The organism is Brevibacterium sp. GP-SGM9 (assembly GCF_047300845.1).
Taxonomy (GTDB): domain Bacteria; phylum Actinomycetota; class Actinomycetes; order Actinomycetales; family Brevibacteriaceae; genus Brevibacterium.
Genome location: NZ_CP178563.1, coordinates 3,845,067 through 3,863,333, shown reverse-complemented (window position 1 = coordinate 3,863,333; position 18,267 = coordinate 3,845,067). Strand labels below are relative to the sequence as shown.

18 protein-coding genes are annotated in these 18,267 nt (G+C 65.9%); 1 reads left to right on the top strand and 17 read right to left on the bottom strand.

Annotated elements, in window-relative coordinates; all coding sequences use genetic code 11:
- Positions 1–41: 41 nt before the first annotated feature.
- Entirely contained in the window at positions 42–818 is a 777-nt protein-coding gene (locus ACH82I_RS17320) for a class I SAM-dependent methyltransferase (RefSeq protein ID WP_413334391.1), read from the bottom strand.
- Positions 819–866: 48 nt separating this feature from the next.
- Positions 867–1,733 (bottom strand): neutral zinc metallopeptidase, encoded by an 867-nt coding sequence (locus tag ACH82I_RS17315; protein ID WP_230745107.1) that lies wholly within the window; start codon positions 1,731–1,733, stop codon positions 867–869.
- Between the two features lie 68 nt (positions 1,734–1,801).
- On the opposite strand from ACH82I_RS17315, the gene ACH82I_RS17310 reads away from it, so the two are divergent.
- Complete coding sequence (locus ACH82I_RS17310) at positions 1,802–3,121, top strand: heparan-alpha-glucosaminide N-acetyltransferase domain-containing protein (RefSeq protein ID WP_413334389.1); 1,320 nt, start codon at positions 1,802–1,804, stop codon at positions 3,119–3,121.
- On the opposite strand, the gene ACH82I_RS17305 is transcribed toward ACH82I_RS17310, so the two are convergent.
- The 15 genes from ACH82I_RS17305 to ACH82I_RS17235 form a co-directional block, all read right to left on the bottom strand.
- Entirely contained in the window at positions 3,084–3,542 is a 459-nt protein-coding gene (locus ACH82I_RS17305; protein WP_230745105.1) for a tetratricopeptide repeat protein, read from the bottom strand. The genes ACH82I_RS17310 and ACH82I_RS17305 overlap by 38 nt on opposite strands.
- Positions 3,542–4,288: a 4-hydroxy-tetrahydrodipicolinate reductase gene (gene dapB, locus ACH82I_RS17300; RefSeq protein WP_413334387.1), complete on the bottom strand. Its 747-nt coding sequence runs from the start codon at positions 4,286–4,288 to the stop codon at positions 3,542–3,544. The genes ACH82I_RS17305 and dapB overlap by 1 nt, the downstream gene beginning before the upstream one ends.
- A gap of 74 nt (positions 4,289–4,362) precedes the next feature.
- Positions 4,363–4,707, bottom strand: a complete 345-nt coding sequence (locus ACH82I_RS17295; RefSeq protein WP_413334385.1) for a hypothetical protein — start codon at positions 4,705–4,707, stop codon at positions 4,363–4,365.
- A gap of 108 nt (positions 4,708–4,815) precedes the next feature.
- Positions 4,816–5,442, bottom strand: coding sequence for a superoxide dismutase (locus ACH82I_RS17290; RefSeq protein WP_230745102.1), 627 nt, complete (start codon positions 5,440–5,442; stop codon positions 4,816–4,818).
- 149 nt (positions 5,443–5,591) lie between these two features.
- A complete protein-coding gene (locus tag ACH82I_RS17285) occupies positions 5,592–6,899 on the bottom strand; it encodes a M16 family metallopeptidase (RefSeq protein ID WP_413334383.1) in 1,308 nt (435 codons plus the stop codon).
- Between the two features lie 68 nt (positions 6,900–6,967).
- A complete protein-coding gene (locus ACH82I_RS17280; protein ID WP_413334381.1) occupies positions 6,968–9,190 on the bottom strand; it encodes a polyribonucleotide nucleotidyltransferase in 2,223 nt (740 codons plus the stop codon).
- Between the two features lie 365 nt (positions 9,191–9,555).
- On the bottom strand, positions 9,556–9,825 hold the full coding sequence (gene rpsO / locus ACH82I_RS17275) for a 30S ribosomal protein S15 (protein WP_230745099.1): 270 nt from the start codon (positions 9,823–9,825) through the stop codon (positions 9,556–9,558).
- A 92-nt stretch (positions 9,826–9,917) separates the two neighbouring features.
- The gene (locus ACH82I_RS17270) at positions 9,918–10,856 is read right to left on the bottom strand and encodes a bifunctional riboflavin kinase/FAD synthetase (RefSeq protein WP_413334379.1); all 939 of its coding nucleotides are present in this window, start codon (positions 10,854–10,856) and stop codon (positions 9,918–9,920) included.
- Positions 10,857–10,926: 70 nt separating this feature from the next.
- Entirely contained in the window at positions 10,927–11,298 is a 372-nt protein-coding gene (locus ACH82I_RS17265; protein ID WP_413334377.1) for a hypothetical protein, read from the bottom strand.
- A 165-nt stretch (positions 11,299–11,463) separates the two neighbouring features.
- A complete protein-coding gene (locus tag ACH82I_RS17260) occupies positions 11,464–12,117 on the bottom strand; it encodes a hypothetical protein (RefSeq protein WP_413334375.1) in 654 nt (217 codons plus the stop codon).
- Positions 12,118–12,196: 79 nt separating this feature from the next.
- Positions 12,197–13,201 carry a tRNA pseudouridine(55) synthase TruB gene (gene truB, locus ACH82I_RS17255; protein ID WP_413334374.1) on the bottom strand — a complete coding sequence of 335 codons (1,005 nt, stop codon included), beginning with the start codon at positions 13,199–13,201 and terminating at the stop codon, positions 12,197–12,199.
- A gap of 13 nt (positions 13,202–13,214) precedes the next feature.
- Positions 13,215–13,976 carry a ligand-binding protein SH3 gene (locus ACH82I_RS17250; protein ID WP_230745094.1) on the bottom strand — a complete coding sequence of 254 codons (762 nt, stop codon included), beginning with the start codon at positions 13,974–13,976 and terminating at the stop codon, positions 13,215–13,217.
- A 267-nt stretch (positions 13,977–14,243) separates the two neighbouring features.
- Positions 14,244–14,675, bottom strand: a complete 432-nt coding sequence (rbfA, locus tag ACH82I_RS17245; RefSeq protein WP_230745093.1) for a 30S ribosome-binding factor RbfA — start codon at positions 14,673–14,675, stop codon at positions 14,244–14,246.
- A gap of 182 nt (positions 14,676–14,857) precedes the next feature.
- Positions 14,858–17,806: a translation initiation factor IF-2 gene (gene infB / locus ACH82I_RS17240; RefSeq protein WP_413334371.1), complete on the bottom strand. Its 2,949-nt coding sequence runs from the start codon at positions 17,804–17,806 to the stop codon at positions 14,858–14,860.
- A gap of 133 nt (positions 17,807–17,939) precedes the next feature.
- The gene (locus ACH82I_RS17235; protein WP_413334370.1) at positions 17,940–18,215 is read right to left on the bottom strand and encodes a YlxR family protein; all 276 of its coding nucleotides are present in this window, start codon (positions 18,213–18,215) and stop codon (positions 17,940–17,942) included.
- Between the last annotated feature and the right edge of the window lie 52 nt (positions 18,216–18,267).

The following is an 18,267-nucleotide window of genomic DNA, read 5'->3' as shown; positions in this document are numbered from 1 at the left end:
GTCCGGTCCGGTCGGCCGATCAGGGTCGGGCGGACGGACGATCACGGTCGGGCGGTGATCAGGACGAGCGAGCCCTCGAAGTGTGCTCGGTCCCGCAGCGCCCCGTATGTCCGATCCCATTCTCCGCTGGCCAGATCTCCCTCCAGCCGCGCGACGAATCGCTGCACCGCCGCCTCGTCGAGGAAGCTCCACGCCGAGTTCGCCTTCCGCGCCCCCGGGTCGAGGAGCATCTCCGGGCGGCCGAAATAGGCCTCGGAGAACCCGTCCGTGCAGTGCAGCGGGATCGGCAGCGGCCTCACCTCGACGTCACCGGCCAGGCAGTCCCTGATTCGGTCGATACGCGGATAGCGGCGTGCTTCGGTCGCGATCATCTCGGGAGCGTATTCGGCGAGCCAGGACCTGTCGAGGAGGGTGGGATCGCAGGTCATGATGACTACGGGACCGCGGCTGACCCGGCGCATCTCGGCCAGTCCTGCCTCGAGGTCGCCCCACTGGTGCACGGAGAAGGTCGTCATCGCGGCGTCGAAGCTGCCATCGTCGAAGGGCAGCGATTCCGCCGAGGCGGCGATGGCGCTGTTCAGGTGTGCAGGCCTCTGGGACCGCATCGTCGCCGAGGGTTCGACGGCCGTGACCTCGCGGTCGGTGGGTTCGTAGGAACCGGCTCCGGCGCCGAGGTTGAGCACGGACTTCGCGTCACCGAGGGCCCGTCGGATCGCTGATTCGAATTCCGGTTCCGGACGTCGGTAGTCGCGGTAGCCGGCTCCGATCCGACCGTAGTTCGCATCGCCCGCCGATCCGTCGCAGCGCTCCTCGCTCATACCTGTTCTACTGCCATCGGCCGCCTCAGCTCCTCGGTCATCGCCGCCTCAGCCTGCGAAGGTGTCGCAGCTTCCGAGTCCGTTCTCGTAGCCGGCGGAGAACCACTTCTGACGCTCCTTGCTCGAACCGTGGGTGAACGACTCCGGATTGACCGACCCGGACTGTGATTGGATGTGGTCGTCGCCGACGACGAAGGCCGCATTGAGTGCGTCTTTGAGCTGCTCATCGGTGGGGGTCTCGAGATACGGGGTGCCGTTGTCGTCGGTCAGGGTCGTGACATCGCCGAGCCAGGCCCCGGCATAGCAGTCTGCCTGGAGTTCGGTGCGCACACCGTTGCTGTCCTCACCGGTGCCGTTGTTCGGGTGCTCGGCCATCACGCCGGTGATGTTCTGGATGTGATGGCCCCATTCGTGTCCGACGATATAGAGCTGGGCGAGCTCCCCCGCCGAAGCGCCGAACTGCTGGCGCATGAGATCGAAGAACGTCGGATCGATGTAGACGCCCTGATCGGAGGGGCAGTAGAAGGGCCCGACCGCGTTCGATGCGGTCCCGCAGGCAGACGAAGTCTGCCCGTCGACGATCGTCAGTGTGGGTTCGACATATCCGTCGATGTGCTGAGACCAGTAGTCGTCGAGGACGACCTGGGAACCGGCCATGCGGCAGTCGACGGACTCGTTGGCATCCTGGCCGGTGTCACATTCGTCGAGGCTGCGCCGCTGGGAGCTGTCCGAACCCTGATCGCCTTCGAATCCCCCGCCGCCGAGCAGCCCGCTGACATCGACGCCGAAGAGCGGACCGACGAGCAGCACCAGGACGAGACCGCCGATGCCGATTCCACCGCCGGCGATCGCGGTGTTCCGACCCCGTCGACTGGTCTTATTTCCGCTGATGTCGGCGTTCCGGTTGAAGGTCATGGCATAAAGATACCGCGATCACCCCTTTGCGATCGCGGATCACGGCGAACCCATGTGAGAATCATGGCATGACCTCTCACCCGGCCATCGGAGACGAACCGACGACCGCCTCGGCGCGCATCCTGTCGCGGCTCAGCCCGCCCGGACGCCTCGTCGGACTCGATGTCGCTCGCGGGATCGCCCTGCTGGCGATGATGGTCACGCATATCTTCTCTCTGGCCGACCCCGTCGGGTTCCCCACCTGGGCCGCGGTCTTCGCCGGTCGCGCCTCGGCGCTGTTCGCGGTCTTGGCGGGCTGTTCGCTCGTGCTCTCGACACGCTCCCGGATGGCCGAGTCGAATCGGCTCCGCGATGCCGCGCCGAGCGTGCTCATCCGGGCGGCGGCCATCGTGCTCATCGGCCTGTGCCTGGGATCGGTGTCGACGCTGCTGGCGGTCATCCTCGTCAACTACGGGATCATGTTCGCCCTGGCCATGTTCTTCCTCCGCCTGCGGGCGTGGGCGCTGTTCGTCCTCGCCGGGGCGTGGATGATCATCTCTCCCCTGGTGTCGATGCTCCTGCGCACCGAGTTCTCGCTCGAGCCGGAGTATCTGCCGATGGCCTGGTGGGACCTGGCGACACCGGTGACGATGGTCCAGGACCTGTTCCTCACCGGCTACTACCCGATCCTGCAGTGGCTGTCCTACATTCTGCTCGGCATGGCCGTGGCGAAGCTCGACGTGTCCCGGCATCTCATGGGCCTGTTCCTGGCCGGTCTCGGAGCGCTGCTCATCGGTCGCGGAGGATCCTGGCTGCTGCTGGGCCCCGGCGGCGGGGAGACCGCGCTGATGCAGATCTCCCAGCAGTCGGGGATCGACCTCCTCGCCGCCCTGCACACCGGCAGCTACGGGGTCACGCCGACGGGCTCCTGGTGGTGGCAGGCGATCGCCGGCCCCCATTCGGGCACCCCGTTCGACATGGTCTCCACGGCGGGCACGGCGGTGATGACGATCGCGGTCTGCCAGTCCGCGGTGGTGCTCCTGGGCAGACGCTCCTGGCTGCTCTCGCCGCTGTCGGCACCGGGGTCGATGCCGTTGAGCGTGTACTCGGCGCATGTGGTGCTGCTCGAGATCACCCGTCCGAGGTTCGTCGGAGATCCGTTCTCGGGTGCGGGCACGACCGGGGAACAGACGAGCGAGTATCTCTTCCACGCTCTCGTCTTCGTGGTCTCCGCACTGATGTGGAAGCTGTTCGTGTCCCCGCGGGGACCGCTCGAGGCGGGGATCGCCGGACTCATCCGTGCGGTGTCACCCGGGCCCACGAGGCCTGCCGGGCCTGCGAACTCTGCTGGGCCTGGGAACCCGGCCGGACCTACGAGGCCTGCTTCTCCCCCGTACGGAACAGACTGATCGCCTTGCGCATCGTGGCGCGGGCGCGTTTGCGGTCTCCGCTGGCATCGTAGGCGCAGGAGAGACGGAACCAGGATCGCCAGTCGTCGGGCGCGGCCTCGGCTTCGGCCTGGTACTTCACGAATTCCTCGTCGGCGGCTTCGCGGATGATCTTCCCACCCGGAGTCCTGGGCAGATCGTCGACGGGCAGTCCGCCCTCGTCACCGAGGATGCGGGCGAGCTTCTCCGTCCTGGCGCCGAAGATGAGTTCGACGATGAGCGTCCACGCGCCGATGATCGGCAGCACGAACAGGGCGATGCCCATGATGCGCGGAATGAGGTCGGGTTCGCGGACGAGGATCCAGGCCCGCTGTCCCATCAGGACGAAGTAGAAGACGAGGACGACGGAGACGATGATCGCCCCGACCTTGGCCTTCGACATCAGAGGTCAAGCATGTTCTCGAGGCCGTGGAGCAGCCCCGTGTAGTCGGCGATGTTCTTCACCGCGGTGACGATTCCCGGCATGAACGCCGAGGTGGAGTGCGAGTCCGTGCGGATGGTCAGGGCTTCGCCGTCGGAGCCGAAGTGGATCTCCTCGTGGGCGTTCATGCCCTGCTGGCGGATGGCGTGGACATGGATGCCGTCGATGACCGCACCCCGGGCACCGAGCGGATCGGATTCCGTGGAGTCGGGGACGGCCGGGAGTCCGGCGGCGCTGCGGGCGGCGGCGATGCGCTGGGCGGTGTGGTTCGCGGTGCCCGAGGGGGCGTCGAGCTTGCGGGTGTGGTGTGTCTCGACGACCTCGGCGGAATCGAAGTAGGGGGCGGCGAGTTCGGCGAAGCGCATCGCCAGGACCGCGCCGATCGAGAAGTTCGGGGCGATGAGGACCGCGGTCTGCGGGTGGTTCTTGAGTGTGGCCTCGAGACGGGCCAGTCGGTCGTTGTCCCACCCGGTGGTGCCGACGACGGTGTCGATGTCGTGTTCGACGAGGAAGGTGACGTTGTCCTCGGTGGACTTCGGCACGGTGAGTTCGACGGCGACGTCGATGTTCTGGTCCAGCAGGGTCTCGAGCGAATCGCTGCTGCCGAGGGCGGCTGCGAGTTCGAGGCCGTCCGCCTCATTGATGGCATCGACGGCGTGGGATCCCATGCGTCCCTTGGCTCCGATGACGGCGACCCGAATGCTCATGTGCTCTGACTCCTTGCTCAACGATCCTCGTGGTCTCGGCCTTCGACGCGTCTCCACGATCTTCGCAGGCCAGTCTATCGACAACCCGTGGCATCATCGTCATCCGGTGACGTGAGAGACAGCCGGCGGCCGGCGGCACGTGGATCTCCGGCCAGCCTCGCGGCCGTCTCCGTGTCGAAGCGCACGCCGTCGTAGAGCAGCTTCTCGCGTGCGCGGCCTTCGACGCTGCGCTCGACGATCGCGAAGGCACGAGTCATCTGACCCGCCTCGGCGCCGGTGATGGATTCGATCCAGCTGCGCGCACCGTTGAGACTGCGGTCGTCGGGGATGTTGCTCAGCAGCGCCGGGTCGGCGGTGGAGTAGATCTCGGCAAGCACGGCGGCGTCGTCGCGTTGCCAGCGCCTCAACTCAAAACTCATCGTCCACTCCGGTCATTCCTTCTTCAACACCTCCCCAACTACCTGACGGCGGCCCAGCAACTTCGCGCGAAGTTGCTGGGCCGCCGTCAGGTAGTTCTGGGGGAAGGGTCAGCCGAGGAGGAGGCCCTTGGTCTGAGCCACGGCACGGTCGAAGCGTGCACCGGCGTCTGCCCAGTTGACGATGTTCCACCAGGCCTTGACGTAGTCAGGCTTGACGTTCTGGTAGTCGAGGTAGAAGGCGTGCTCCCACATGTCGAGCTGCAGGACGGGGGTACCGCCGAGCTGGACGTCGGACTGCTGGTCCTTGAGCTGTTCGATGAAGAGGTTTCCACCGAGCTGATCGTAGACGAGCACGGCCCAGCCGGAGCCCTGGATCGTGGTGGCTGCGGTGGTGAAGTGCTCACGGAACTTGTCGAAGGAACCGAACTGGTCATCGATGGCCGCTGCGAGTTCACCGACCGGCTTGTCGCCGCCGTCCGGGGACAGGTTGTTCCAGAAGATCGAGTGGTTGACGTGTCCGCCGAGGTTGAACGCGAGATCGCGGGTCAGCTTCGGGACGTTCGCCAGGTTGCCGGACTCGCGGGCCTCGGCCAGCTGCTCGACGGCGGTGTTGGCGCCCTTGACGTAGGTGGCGTGGTGCTTGTCGTGGTGCAGCTCCATGATGCGAGCCGAGATGTGCGGCTCAAGAGCGGAGTAGTCGTAGGGCAGTTCCGGAAGGGTGTACTGCTCAGCCATGAGATTCCTCCTGATGAGAATTGATGTCCGCCAGGTCGGCGGCTTCGTTTCGACCCTATATCAGGGTCTCATCTCGGACAACAAGGCATGTACCGGGCCTATTCCAGGTTACGCAAAGTGACGATGGAAAAGCCCGGCACAGACCTGCCTCAGGGAAGGTCGACGCGAGCGTCCGGGCCGACCAGGGACAGTGCCCGGGGACGGGAGAACAGTTCGCCGGCCATGGTGCTCACCTGTTCGGCGGTCACCGAGCGGACGCGTTCGATGAGGTCGAAGGGATCCTCGAGCGGGAGGCCGAAGATCTCGGACCTGGCGAGCCGGTTCATCCGCGCCGCCGAGGATTCGAGGCCGAGGACCATCGATCCCGAGAGCTGAGAGACGATCTCGTCGAGTTCGGCCCGGCTCGGCGCGGTCTGCGCCAGCCGCTCCCATTCGGTCAGTGCGAGATCGACGACGGCCTGGGCGTTCTCGGCCGTGCAGCCGGCATAGATGCCGAAGGTGCCGAAATCCGTGAACTGACTGGCCACGCAGTTGACCGCGTAGGCCAGCCCCCGCTCCTCGCGCACGCTCTGGAACAGCCTCGAGGACATCCCACCGCCGAGCATCGTCAGCAGCACCGAGTAGACGAACCGGTCGGGATGTCCCTCCTCAAGGCCTTCGCAGCCGAGCAGGACGCCCAGCTGTTCGGTGTCCTTGATCGTGTGGGACCTGCCGGCAGTGAAGCTCGGCGCTTCCCGCTTCGCCCCGGCCAGGTGCGCCCCGGCGTGGGAGCCGTGGACCTTCTCATCGGACGGCCGCAGCAGCGCGGCGTCACCCTCGACCGAACCCAGCCGGCTGGGCGACCAGACCTCGGAGCGGGACCCGAGCCCCGCCTCGGCGAGGGCATCGTCGACCATGCTCAGCACCTCGGCATGACTGGCACCACCAGCGGCGGCGATGACCAGCCGCGGCGGGACATAGGTGTTCTCGTAGTGCTCGAGCAGCGTGTGGTGGCCGAGGACCCGGATCTGGTCCTTCGTCGCTCCCACCGGCCGAGCCAGAGGATGCTCGCCGAAGACGAGCTTGTCGAAGTCATCGAAGAGCACGTCGCCGGGATCATCGGACGACATCGCGAGCTCCTCGATGATCACTCCGCGCTCGCGCTCGAACTCATCGATGTCGAGGCTGGAGTTCGAGACCATGTCGAGCAGCAGCGCCGTGATCCCGGGTAGGTCAGTGACGAGGCAGCGCGAGTAGTAGCAGGTGAGCTCCTTGGCCGTGATGGCATTCGAGTCACCGCCCGTGCGATCGAAGGCCGCGGCGATCGACTTCGCGTCCTTGGTCCGCGTGCCCTTGAACAGCATGTGCTCGAGGAAGTGCGTCGACCCTGCGGTCTCCGCGGACTCGTCACGCGAGCCCGCCGCCACCCAGATGCCAATCGTCTCCGAGGCCAGCCCGGGCATGTGTTCGGTGGTCACTGTCAAACCACCGGGGAGGACAGACCGATCGATTCGGCTGCCCTCCCCGGTGTGAGAATCGCTGAGAATCAGTTGTCTGAGTCCTCTTCGGTCTCGGCATCATCATCGTCGGTCACGGGAGCCAGCGAGAGCTTGCCGCGGTCGTCGATCTTGGTGATCTCGACCTGGACCTTCTGGCCCACACCGACGACGTCTTCGACGTCCTCGACGCGCTTGCCATCGTTGAGCTTGCGCAGCTCGGAGATGTGCAGCAGTCCGTCCTTGCCCGGGGTCAGGGAGACGAATGCGCCGAAGCTCATCGTCTTGACCACGGTGCCGAGGTAGCGTTCGCCGACCTCGGGGACCTGCGGGTTCGCGATCGCATTGATCATCGAGCGGGCGGCCTCGGCGGCCGGTCCGTCGGTGGCGCCGATGAGCACGGTGCCGTCGTCCTCGATGCTGATGTCGGCCCCGGTGTCCTCCTGGATCTGGTTGATCATCTTGCCCTTGGGCCCGATGACCTCACCGATCTTGTCGACGGGGATGTTCACGGAGATGATCCGCGGTGCCGTCGGTGCCATCTCGGCGGGAGCGTCGATGGCCTCGGCGATGACGTCGAGGATGACCATGCGGGCCTCACGGGCCTGCTTCAGTGCGGCACCGAGCACCGAGGCGGGAAGGCCGTCGAGCTTGGTGTCGAGCTGGATCGCGGTGATGAAGTCACGCGTACCGGCGACCTTGAAGTCCATGTCGCCGAAGGCGTCTTCGGCGCCGAGGATGTCGGTCAGAGCCGCGTATGCGGTCTGTTCGCCCTGGTCGGTGGAGATGACGTCGGAGACGAGTCCCATGGCGATGCCGGCCACGGGGGCCTGCAGCGGCACACCGGCGGAGAGCATGGCCAGCGTCGAGGCGCAGACCGAACCCATCGAGGTCGAACCGTTGGACCCGAGGGCCTCGGAGACCTCACGGATCGCGTAGGGGAAGTCCTCGCGCTTGGGCAGGACGGGCACGAGGGCGCGTTCTGCCAGCGCACCGTGGCCGATCTCGCGGCGCTTCGGGCTGCCCACGCGACCGGTCTCACCGACCGAGTAGGGCGGGAAGTTGTAGTGGTGCATGTAGCGCTTGGACGTCACCGGTGAGAGCGAGTCGATCTGCTGCTCGAGCTTGAGCATGTTGAGCGTGGTGATACCCAGGATCTGGGTCTCTCCGCGCTCGAAGATCGCCGAACCGTGGACACGCGGGATGACATTGGTCTCCGCGGTCAGCGGACGGATGTCCTTGAGCCCGCGGCCGTCGATGCGGATCTGCTCGGTGAGGATGCGCTTGCGCACGACCTGCTTGGTCAGAGCGTTGAGCGCACCGGCGATCTCCTTCTCACGGCCGGCGAAGCGTTCGCCGAGCTTGTCGAAGAGTTCGTTGAGGAGTTCGCTGCCGGCGGCCTCGCGCTCCTGCTTGTCAGCGATCTGGAAGTTCTCAGTCTGCTTGGCCTCGGCGAGTTCCTTCACGGCCTCGTAGACATCGTCCTCGTAGTCCTTGAAGACGGGGAATTCGACGGTGGGCTTCGCGGCCCGGTCGGCCAGCTCCTGCTGCGCGCGGCAGAGTTCGCTGATGAACGGCTTGGCGGCCTCGAGTCCCTCGGCGACGATCTCTTCGGTCGGAGCGGGGGCACCGGTCTTGATCCGGTCGATGGCGTTGTCGGTGGCTTCGGCCTCGACCATCATGATGGCGACGTCGTCACCGACGACTCGACCGGCGACGACCATGTTGAACACGGCGTCGTCGAGCTGCGAGTGGTTCGGGAAGGCGACCCACTGGCCGTCGATGAGGGCGATGCGCACGCCGCCGATCGGGCCGGAGAACGGCAGACCGGAGAGCTGGGTCGACATCGATGCGGCGTTGATGGCCAGTGCGTCGTAGATGTGGTCGGGGTGGACCGACATCACGGTGACGACGACCTGGACCTCGTTGCGCAGTCCCTTGACGAACGAGGGGCGCAGCGGACGGTCGATGAGGCGGCAGGTCAGCACCGCGTCGGTCGAGGGGCGTGCTTCGCGGCGGAAGAACGATCCGGGGATGCGTCCGGCAGCGTACATGCGCTCCTCGACGTCCACGGTCAGGGGGAAGAAGTCGAATCCTTCGCGAGGGCTCTTGCCTGCCGAGGTGGCAGAGAAGAGCATGGTCTCGTCGTCGAGGTAGGCGACGGCCGAACCGGCGGCCTGCTGGGCCAGACGGCCCGTTTCGAAGCGGATGGTGTGTGAACCGTAGCTGCCATTGTCAATGTGCGCTGCGGTGGATTCAGGGTTGAGTCCCACGTATTCTCCTAGTCTGTGCCGGCGCGCGGACGTCCTCGAGACATGAGGCACGCCCCCGTCGTGCGAGGGCTGTCGTCCTGTGCGATCCGGCGGGATATCGGCATGGACAATCCATGGATCCAAGCCGGTCATCGATCGGGGCCCACGGAACCGGCGATCGAACTCGCGCAATCCTCCGGAGGCCACTACCGAAGACCGAAACGTCCATGTCCTGATTGTCCACCTCGAAGTCTACCGCAGATGCACGAAAGCGCCCCACCCGCAGGTGGGACGCTTCGTTTCGACTGCGGTGCAGCGCAGATCGGGTCAGCCGATCAGTTCTGCGAGTCTCCGTTCGGTCGGGCGGACCCGGGCCGAAGGAAGAATCAGCGGCGCAGGCCGAGGCGCTTGATCAGCGCACGGTAGCGCTCGATGTCGACGCGCTGCAGGTACTTGAGCATCCGGCGACGCTGGCCGACGAGGAGCAGCAGGCCACGACGCGAGTGGTGGTCGTGCTTGTGATCCTTGAAGTGCTCGGTGAGCTCGGTGATCCGGCGGGTGAGCAACGCAACCTGGACCTCGGGAGAACCGGTGTCGCCCTCGTGAGTTGCATATTCCTTGATGACTTCCTGCTTTTCGGCAGTGCTGAGAGCCATGGACTTCTCCTTGTGATCGTTGCGCGGCGCGCAGACCTGTCAGTCTGGGCACTATGGAACCGCGGCCGGTGAAAACGGCAGAGTTCAGTTTATCAGGTGTGCAGGACCTCGCGCACATCGGCGATGTCCTCGTGCATCTGCACGATGAGGTCGTCCATCCCGGTGAAGGCCACTTGGCCGCGGATGCGGGTGACGAACTCGATGCTCATATGGCGATCGTAGACGTCGAACTCCCCGAACTCCTTGTCGAGCACATAGGCCTCGACGCGGCGGCTGCACCCCTGGAAGGTCGGGTTGGTGCCCACGGAGATCGCGGCCGGGTAGGGCTGGTCCTCTCCGGAGAAGCTGGCCCAGCCCGCGTAGACCCCGTCGGAGGGCACGAGCCCCTCGGCGTCCTCGGACAGGTTGGCCGTGGGGAACCCGAGGTCACGTCCGCGCGCATCGCCGTGGACGACAGTGCCTTCGACACGGTGGTAGCGGCCCAGCTGATCGGCCGCCTCGGCGACGTCGCCGGAGACGATCTGCTCACGGATCCGTGACGAGGAGTAGCGGCCCCCGCGTCCGACCTCTTCGATCGTCTCGGTCCGGAAGCCGTATTTCTCGCCGAGGCTGCGCAGCGTGTCGATGGTGCCTTCGTTGTCCTTGCCGAAGCGGACGTCCTCACCGACGACGACGATCCGCGAATGCAGGGCTTCGACGAAGTAGCTGCGCACGAAGTCCTCTGCCGACTGTGCGGCGAAGTCGAGGTCGTAGGGCTGGACGAGCAGTGCGTCGATGCCGGTGACCGCGATGAGTTCGGCCTTCTGGCTCGTGCTCGTGATCATCAGCGTCGGATCGCTCGGGCGGTGGACGGTGCGCGGATGCGGGTCGAAGGTCATCGCCACCGAGCGCAGGTCCTCTTCACGGGCGATCGCCGCGACGGCCTGCAGAACCATCTGGTGGCCACGGTGGACGCCGTCGAAGTTGCCGAGTGTGACGACGGTGCCGACATCGTCGGTCCCGACCTCACTCAGTCCGTGATAAACCTTCACCCCAGGCTCGCTCCTTCCGTGCACCGAATCAGATTAACGCAGAGGAGAACGTGGGTGCTAACCGGACGATTCATACGACGATCGCCCAGCCGATGACCCCGGCCAGAGCGGCGATGGCGATCGAGACGAAGGTGCCGATGATGAACCGTTCACCGGCCGCCGACGAGGACTTGATCTCGGCGAACCGGCCGAGACCTTTGATCGCGACGACGACGGCCATGAGCTCCGGACGACCGAGCACGATGGCTCCGGCGATGAGGGCGCGCTCGACGATGCCGATCCACATGCCCCCGCGGAGCACCTCGATGTCCTCACTGCCGGTCACACTCGGCTTGGTGCCGGGACCGCCATGGGTCATCCGCAGGAACAGCGGGACCATCGGCCAGCCGATCAGCGCGGCGACGAGGGCGGCGAAAACCGCCACGATCACCTCAGTCCACATTCCTCATCCTCCGTCCGTTCTCTCCCCGTGCACCGTCGTCAACCATGGGTGAGGGCCTCACCCATGGCGGAGGCTCTCACTCATGATTGAGTCCCTCACTCGTGATTGGGCCTGCACCCACGGTGAGGACCTCACTCGCGATCGGGCCATTCATCGTTGTGCCCCTCAGCCATTATTGTGCCCCGCACCACTGACACGAGCCGCGAGTCCGAGATGATGGGCCGAGAGTGCGCGGGCACCGGCGACGATCTCGGCGCTGCCCTGGGACAGGACTCGGGAAACGGCCTGCTGGGAGACGGCGAAGTGCTTGGCGATATCGGCTTGCGTGGCCTCGGGGTGGTCGAGTCGGTACGCGACATAGCCGCGGGACTGCTCCCGCAGATCATCGAGGGTCCGCGCGAGCAGCCGGAGGGCCGCCTCGGCGAATCCAAGGTGTTCACCGGTCTCCTCAACCGTCCCCTCGGCCCCTGCCGACCCCTCACCCCCGGATGCGACGACGAGGTGGGCGGGTGCGCTCTTGGCAGCTTCGACGGCGCGCCTGGCGGCATAGAAGGCCTCTCCCCTGGCCTCGGCGGTCGAATCGGGCAGCGGTTCCTCGACCTCTCCGATGCCGATGCCGATGTGCCAGCCGGTCAGGACCGCGATCAGTCGGACCGCCTCGGCGACCTGTCCTGGGTCATCGAGGACTCCCTGGACCTCATCGCCGATGGTGCGCTGGAAGCCGCGCACGGTGTCGATCCGAGCCAGCGCCGCCAGCAGCTCCGGCACAGAATCGTCGCCTGCGCGCGATCCGCGTTGGTCGATCGTCATGACGAACATGGGTCAATTAGAGCAGAGTTCCAGCCAATATACAATGCTTTTCGTTGTATTTGATAAAAACAACGCGAAACCTTGTGACCTAGGCGCGGTCGATGGCAAAGGCGGTGAGCGATTTGAGCGAACGACGATCCCTCAGGTTCGCGATCGAGATGAGTTCGCCTCCGCAGATCACGGCGACCTCCTCTTCGCTCGGAGCTTCACCTGGTTCGGCGGCAACACTGCCGACCCCACGGGCATCACCCTGATCTGCGGCAGTGTCACCGGCCCCACATGCCTGGGCAACAGCCTCGGCGAGGGTGACGATCTTGCCCTGCATCAGGGCCTTGGCGGCCTCGGCGTCGACTTCGACGGTCGGCAGCAGGGTGGCGGCGACCTCGGCGAGGGTGAGCAGTCGCGGCGTGGGTGAATCGAGGTCGTCGGGAATCGTCGCGGCATCCTCGATGTCGAAGGCACCGACCCGGGTGCGTCGCAGCGCGGTGAGATGACCATGGACGCCGAGGTGCTCGCCGACATCGCGTGCCAGCGCCCGGACGTAGGTGCCCGAGGAGCAGTCGACCTCGACATCGACATCGATGTGGCCCTCGGTCGCGGCGAAGCGGATGTCGAGGATCTCGAACGAGGAGATCTCGACGCGGCGGGCCTTGAGTTCGACGTCCTCCCCGGCACGCACCCGCGCGTAGGAGCGCTTGCCGTCGACCTTGATCGCCGAGACCGCACTCGGCACCTGGTCGATGGGGCCGCGGAGGGTGGCGATAGCTGCGTCGATGTCTGTGGACGTGAGCGCAGTCAGCACAGCGGGATCGGCGAAGCGATCGGGTTCGGAATCGGCGTCATCGGTGGGCGTGGCCGCACCGAGGCGGATCGTCGCGAGATAGGTCTTCGACACACCCGTGATGTAGCCAAGCAGCTTGGTCCCGCGGCCGAGGCCGAGGACGAGCACGCCGGTGGCCATCGGATCGAGAGTGCCGGCATGACCGACCTTGCGGGTGCCGTACCAGCGGCGGATGCGTGAGACGACACCGTGGGAGCTCAGTCCCTGCGGCTTGTCGCAGACGAGGACGCCCTGTGGGGAAGGATCGCTCACGGGAGGGTGACGATCAGTTGAAGGAGGCGTGCACGTGGTCGAAGTGGTTGGCGGTGGTCGAACCGCGGTCCGACATGCCCTTCCAGCCGCTGCCCGGCATCCAGATGCGCTGCTTCCAGATCACGTACTTGACGTTGAGGCTCTTGTGATTCTTGATCAGGTAGTCGGAGATGCGGTCACCCGTGCTGCCGGTGATCATGATGTCGACGGCTTCGCCGGTGTTGTGATCGGAACCGGTGCCGGGACGACGTCCGCCGAAGGTCTTGACCTCGGGGAACTTCGCGCACACGGCACGGTAGCCGTTGACCGCGTTGGGCAGGAGACCGGACTCGATCGAGGACGAGACCTTGCACGGCGGCGCCGAGGTGTCACCGGAGGCTCCGCCCTCGGAGGATGAGTCGTCGTCGGACTTGCCGCCGTCGGCCTTCTTGCTCGTGGCGGACTCGGTGGTCGGCTCCGGCTTCGGGGTCTTGACCTCGAGCTTGGTCTTGCTCGATGACTTGTTCTTGTACTTCGGGTCGTCCTTGACGTCCTTGAGGTACTCTTCGCCGGCCTTCTCGCGCTGGGCGTCGATCTCATCCTGGCTCACGGCCGAGGGGCTCGCCTGCTCCTGCGCGGTGTTCGCTGCCTCGGTGGTGACGTTGCCCGTGTCCGGGGGTCCCATGACCACGGTCGAACCGACGACGGCGGCGGTTGCGGCGGCCGGGACGGCGATCGCGGCAACGACGGGACGCTGCTTGACGGTGGCCAGAACGGAGGTCGCCGTCGATGGCACATCAGCGGAGTGCCGACCAGACGAGCGCTTGCTGGGAGTCAGATCCCGAACGAGCTGCTTCGCGAAGGAAGGCTGTGGCGAAGAGTGCTTACCCAATGCAGAAATCCCTTAACAGAGTCGTAATCATTTCGTTACCAGAAGAAGTCTACGACACCGGGCAAAGATAACAAAACTGTTACGAGAACTTTTTTTGCTCACGTGATGAAGATCGCGCGCACTCCCCCACAGCGGGGTGGTGTGTCACTCCCCCGCCGTGTGTCGCCGCGATCACTCTTCGTCGGCAGCGGGCTTCCGGTAGGGATCCTCGTCGCCGGCGGGCGCTGCGTCCTTGGCCAAGCTCGCGATGCGAGCGTCGTCGGCCGCGGCCTTGGCCAGGAGTCCGTCGAGGTGGGCGGCGGCTTCCGGCACGGCGTCGGCGATGAATTCGAGGCTCGGGGTCAACCGGATCGTCAGACCCTTGCCGACCTCGGAGCGGATGAATCCCTTGGCGGAGTTGAGTGCCTTGCCGGTGGCTTCGAGGTCCTGATCGTCACCGTAGACGGTGTAGAAGATCGAGGCGTGCTGCAGGTCGCCGGTGACGCGGACATCGGTGACCGTGACGAAACCGAGACGTGGGTCCTTCAGGCGTCGTTCGATGGTGCTGGCGACGATGACCTTGATCTGGTCGGCGATCTTGCGTGCCCTGGTGGGGTCTGCCATGGTGTGTCCTTCGTAATGTGTGGCGGCACGCGCAGTTGTCGTGCCGGGCCTGATGGTGCCGGAGAGCTCCGGCCATTCTCTCTCATATTCCCGGAGTCGAAGAACCGGGCCCCACTCGGGGGCCCGGTTCTCGTCATGATCGGTCCCAGCGGGATCGATCATCTGGGATCAGCCTGCAACTCTCAGTCGCGCGGCTTCTCCTGCATCTCGAAGGTCTCGATGATGTCACCCTCGCGCAGATCGTTGAAGGAGCCGAGTCCGATACCGCACTCGTAGCCGTCGCGGACCTCGGTGGCATCATCCTTGAACCGGCGCAGCGATTCGATCTTGAGGTTGTCGCCGATGACGACACCGTCGCGGGTGACGCGGGCGCCGGAGTTCCTCGTGATCGTTCCGCTGCGGACGATCGAACCGGCGATGTTGCCGAACTTCGAGGACCGGAAGACCTCGCGGATCTCCGCGGTGCCCGTCTGGACCTCTTCGAATTCGGGCTTGAGCATGCCCTTGAGCGAGCTCTCGATATCGTCGATCGCCTGGTAGATGACCGAGTAGTACCGAACATCGACGCCTTCGCGGTCGGCCAGGTCGCGAGCCTTCGCTTCCGGACGGACGTTGAAGCCGAGCACGATCGCGTTGTCGACCGTCGCCAGGTTGATGTCGTTCTCGGTGATCGCACCGACGCCGCGGTGGATGATGCGCAGGTCGACGTCGTCGCCCACATCGATCTTGAGCAGCGAGTCCTCGAGTGCTTCGACAGCACCGGACACGTCGCCCTTGAGGATGAGGTTGAGCATGTCGACCTTGCCCTCGGCCAGCGCCTTGGTGAAGTCCTCGAGGCTGATGCGCTTGCGACCGCGAGCCTGAGCGGCGTTGCGCTCGATGGCGTCACGCTTCTCAGCGATCTGACGGGCCGTGCGATCGTCATCGGTGGAGATGAACGAATCACCGGCGCGCGGAACCGAGGACAGACCCAGCACCTGGACGGGACGGGACGGACCCGCCTCGTCGACGATGTTGCCATTCTCGTCGAACATCGCACGCACACGTCCGTAGGCGGTGCCGCAGACGATGGCATCGCCCTGACGCAGGGTGCCGGACTCGACGAGCACGGTCGCAACCGCACCGCGTCCCTTGTCCAGCTTGGCCTCGATCGCAATACCGCGAGCGGACTTGTCGGGGTTGGCCCGCAGGTCCAGAGCGGCATCGGTGGTCAGCAGCACGGACTCGAGCAGTTCGTCGATGCCTTCGCGCTTGAGCGCGGAGATCGGGACGAACATGGTCTCGCCGCCGTATTCCTCGGCCACGAGGTTGTACTCGGTCAGCTGCTGCATGACCTTCGCCGGGTTGGCGCCTTCCTTATCGACCTTGTTCACAGCCACGACGATCGGCACATCGGCCGCCTGAGCGTGGTTGAGAGCTTCAACCGTCTGGGGCATGACACCGTCGTCGGCGGCGACCACGAGGATCGCGAGGTCGGTCGACTTCGCACCACGGGCACGCATGGCGGTGAACGCCTCGTGACCCGGGGTGTCGAGGAAGGTGATCTTGCGATCCTGGCCCTCGTGTTCGACTTCGGCCTGGTAGGCGCCGATGTGCTGGGTGATGCCGCCGGCCTCACGAGAGGCGACGTTGGCCGAGCGGATCGCGTCGAGCAGCTTGGTCTTACCGTGGTCGACGTGACCCATGACGGTGACGACCGGTGGGCGGGCCGCGAGATCCTCGTCGTCCTCGTCCGCGGCTTCCGCGTCGAGGTCGATGTCGAAGGTCTCGAGCAGCTCACGGTCTTCGTCCTCGGGTGAGACGATCTCGATCTTGTAGCCGAGCTCCTCGCCGAGGACCTCGAAGGTGCCTTCGTCGAGGGACTGGGTGATCGTCGCCATCTCGCCGAGGTGGAAGAGCACCGTGACGAGGTTCGTCGGATCGGTGTTGATCTTCTCAGCGAAGTCGGCCAGCGAGGAGCCGCGACGCAGGCGCAGCGGGGTGTCGCCGTTGCCGCGCGGAACAGTCACACCGCCGACGGACGGCGCCTGCATCTGCTCGAGCTCGGCGCGCTTGGCCCGCTTCGACTTGCGTCCCTTCTGACGGGGACCGCCGCCGCGGCCGAATGCACCCTGGGTGCTGCCGCGACCGCGACCGGAGCCACGACCGCCGGGACCGCCGCCGGGGCCACGACGACCTGCCGGCTGGGCGCCCGGAGCACCTGGTGTTCCGCCGCCGGGGCCGCCGGCCGGGGCATTGCCGCGACCGCCGCCGCGACCGCGTCCTGGGGCCGGCTTATTCAGGGCCGAGTTCTTCATCATCGACGGGTTCGGGCGCGGAGCACCTGGACGCGGCGCCGGACGCGGACCTGCCGAGGCTTCCTCACCGGTGCCGCGGGGCTTCTGACCCGGCTTGGGCATGCCCTGCGAGTTCGCGAACGGGTTGTTGCCGGGGCGTGCGCCCTGGCCGCCCTGTCCACCCTGACCGCCTTGACCACCCTGGCGTCCGCCGGGCTTCGGTCCGCGACCGGGCTTCGGCATCCCCTGGGAGGGGGCGAAGGGGTTGTTGCCGGGGCGAGCGGCCGAACGGCCACCCGGCTTGGGTGCGTTGCCGGGTTTCGGCGCGGCACCCGGCTTCGGGGCGGCACCGGGCTTCGGGGCAGCAGCACGGTTCGGCTTCGACTCGGCGGGAGCCTCCGTCGGAGCCTCGGCCTGAGCCGGGGCTTCTGCAGCCTCGGCGGGAGCCTGTTCGGGCGCTTCGGCGGCGGGAGCCTGTTCGGCCGGCTTCGGTGCGGGCTTCGCACCGGGCTTGGGCGCGGACGAGGACTCGGATCCGGTCGCCTCGGCGGGCGTGGACTTTGCTGCACCGGGCTTGGCGCCCGGCTTGGCGGCGGGCTTCGCTCCGGGCTTGGGGGCACCGGGTTTGGCAGCCGACTTGGCGGCGGGCTTCTTGGCCGATGCGGAGCCGCCGGACTTCTCACCCGCTGCAGGGGCGGAGTCGGCGAAGGCTTCCTTCACCCGTCGGACGACGGGTGCTTCGAGTGTCGAGGATGCCGAGCGAACGAATTCGCCCATGTCCTGGAGCTTCTCGAGGACGATTTTACTGGTTGTGCCGAGCTCTTTCGCGAGCTCATGGACACGGGGCTTTGCCACAGTTCTCCTGTCCGGGTTCTTTCCCGGTCAGGAAAGAACCTCATCAATGAAGAGCAGTTCTCATTTCACTGCTCTCTCGAATTCCGTTTGGGTGTCATCGTGCGACACTCACAAGTTGTCAACCATTCTTAGCTCACCCGTTCTCGTTGGGTTCGTCGTCCAACCTCGGCAGATCCGAGGCGGTGACCTTCGTTCGAAAGGCTCGAGCGAAGGAAGCGGTGGTCAGTGCCTTGATCAGGCACGTCTCATCGGGATGCGCCCACGCTCCCCGTCCCGGCAGTGTCGCTGACACATCGTGGACGATGGCGGGGTGCTGACCAGGGCGGATCACGAATCGTGTGAGTTCGTCCCGGTCGGCCTTGCGTCTGCAGGCGATGCACGTCCGTTGGGGTGCACTTCCGACATTCACAATGAATGATTCTACAGCACTCGCCGATGGGCTCTTGCCAGGGGGCGGGTGT

Bases quoted from the DNA above. Each gene is read 5' to 3' on its own strand.
- ACH82I_RS17320 (WP_413334391.1), bottom strand. From the start codon at position 818: ATGAGCGAGGAGCGCTGCGACGGATCGGCGGGCGATGCGAACTACGGT.
- ACH82I_RS17315 (WP_230745107.1), bottom strand. From the start codon at position 1,733: ATGACCTTCAACCGGAACGCCGACATCAGCGGAAATAAGACCAGTCGA.
- ACH82I_RS17310 (WP_413334389.1), top strand. From the start codon at position 1,802: ATGACCTCTCACCCGGCCATCGGAGACGAACCGACGACCGCCTCGGCG.
- ACH82I_RS17305 (WP_230745105.1), bottom strand. From the start codon at position 3,542: ATGTCGAAGGCCAAGGTCGGGGCGATCATCGTCTCCGTCGTCCTCGTC.
- dapB (WP_413334387.1), bottom strand. From the start codon at position 4,288: ATGAGCATTCGGGTCGCCGTCATCGGAGCCAAGGGACGCATGGGATCC.
- ACH82I_RS17295 (WP_413334385.1), bottom strand. From the start codon at position 4,707: ATGAGTTTTGAGTTGAGGCGCTGGCAACGCGACGACGCCGCCGTGCTT.
- ACH82I_RS17290 (WP_230745102.1), bottom strand. From the start codon at position 5,442: ATGGCTGAGCAGTACACCCTTCCGGAACTGCCCTACGACTACTCCGCT.
- rpsO (WP_230745099.1), bottom strand. From the start codon at position 9,825: ATGGCTCTCAGCACTGCCGAAAAGCAGGAAGTCATCAAGGAATATGCA.
- ACH82I_RS17265 (WP_413334377.1), bottom strand. From the start codon at position 11,298: ATGTGGACTGAGGTGATCGTGGCGGTTTTCGCCGCCCTCGTCGCCGCG.
- ACH82I_RS17260 (WP_413334375.1), bottom strand. From the start codon at position 12,117: ATGTTCGTCATGACGATCGACCAACGCGGATCGCGCGCAGGCGACGAT.
- rbfA (WP_230745093.1), bottom strand. From the start codon at position 14,675: ATGGCAGACCCCACCAGGGCACGCAAGATCGCCGACCAGATCAAGGTC.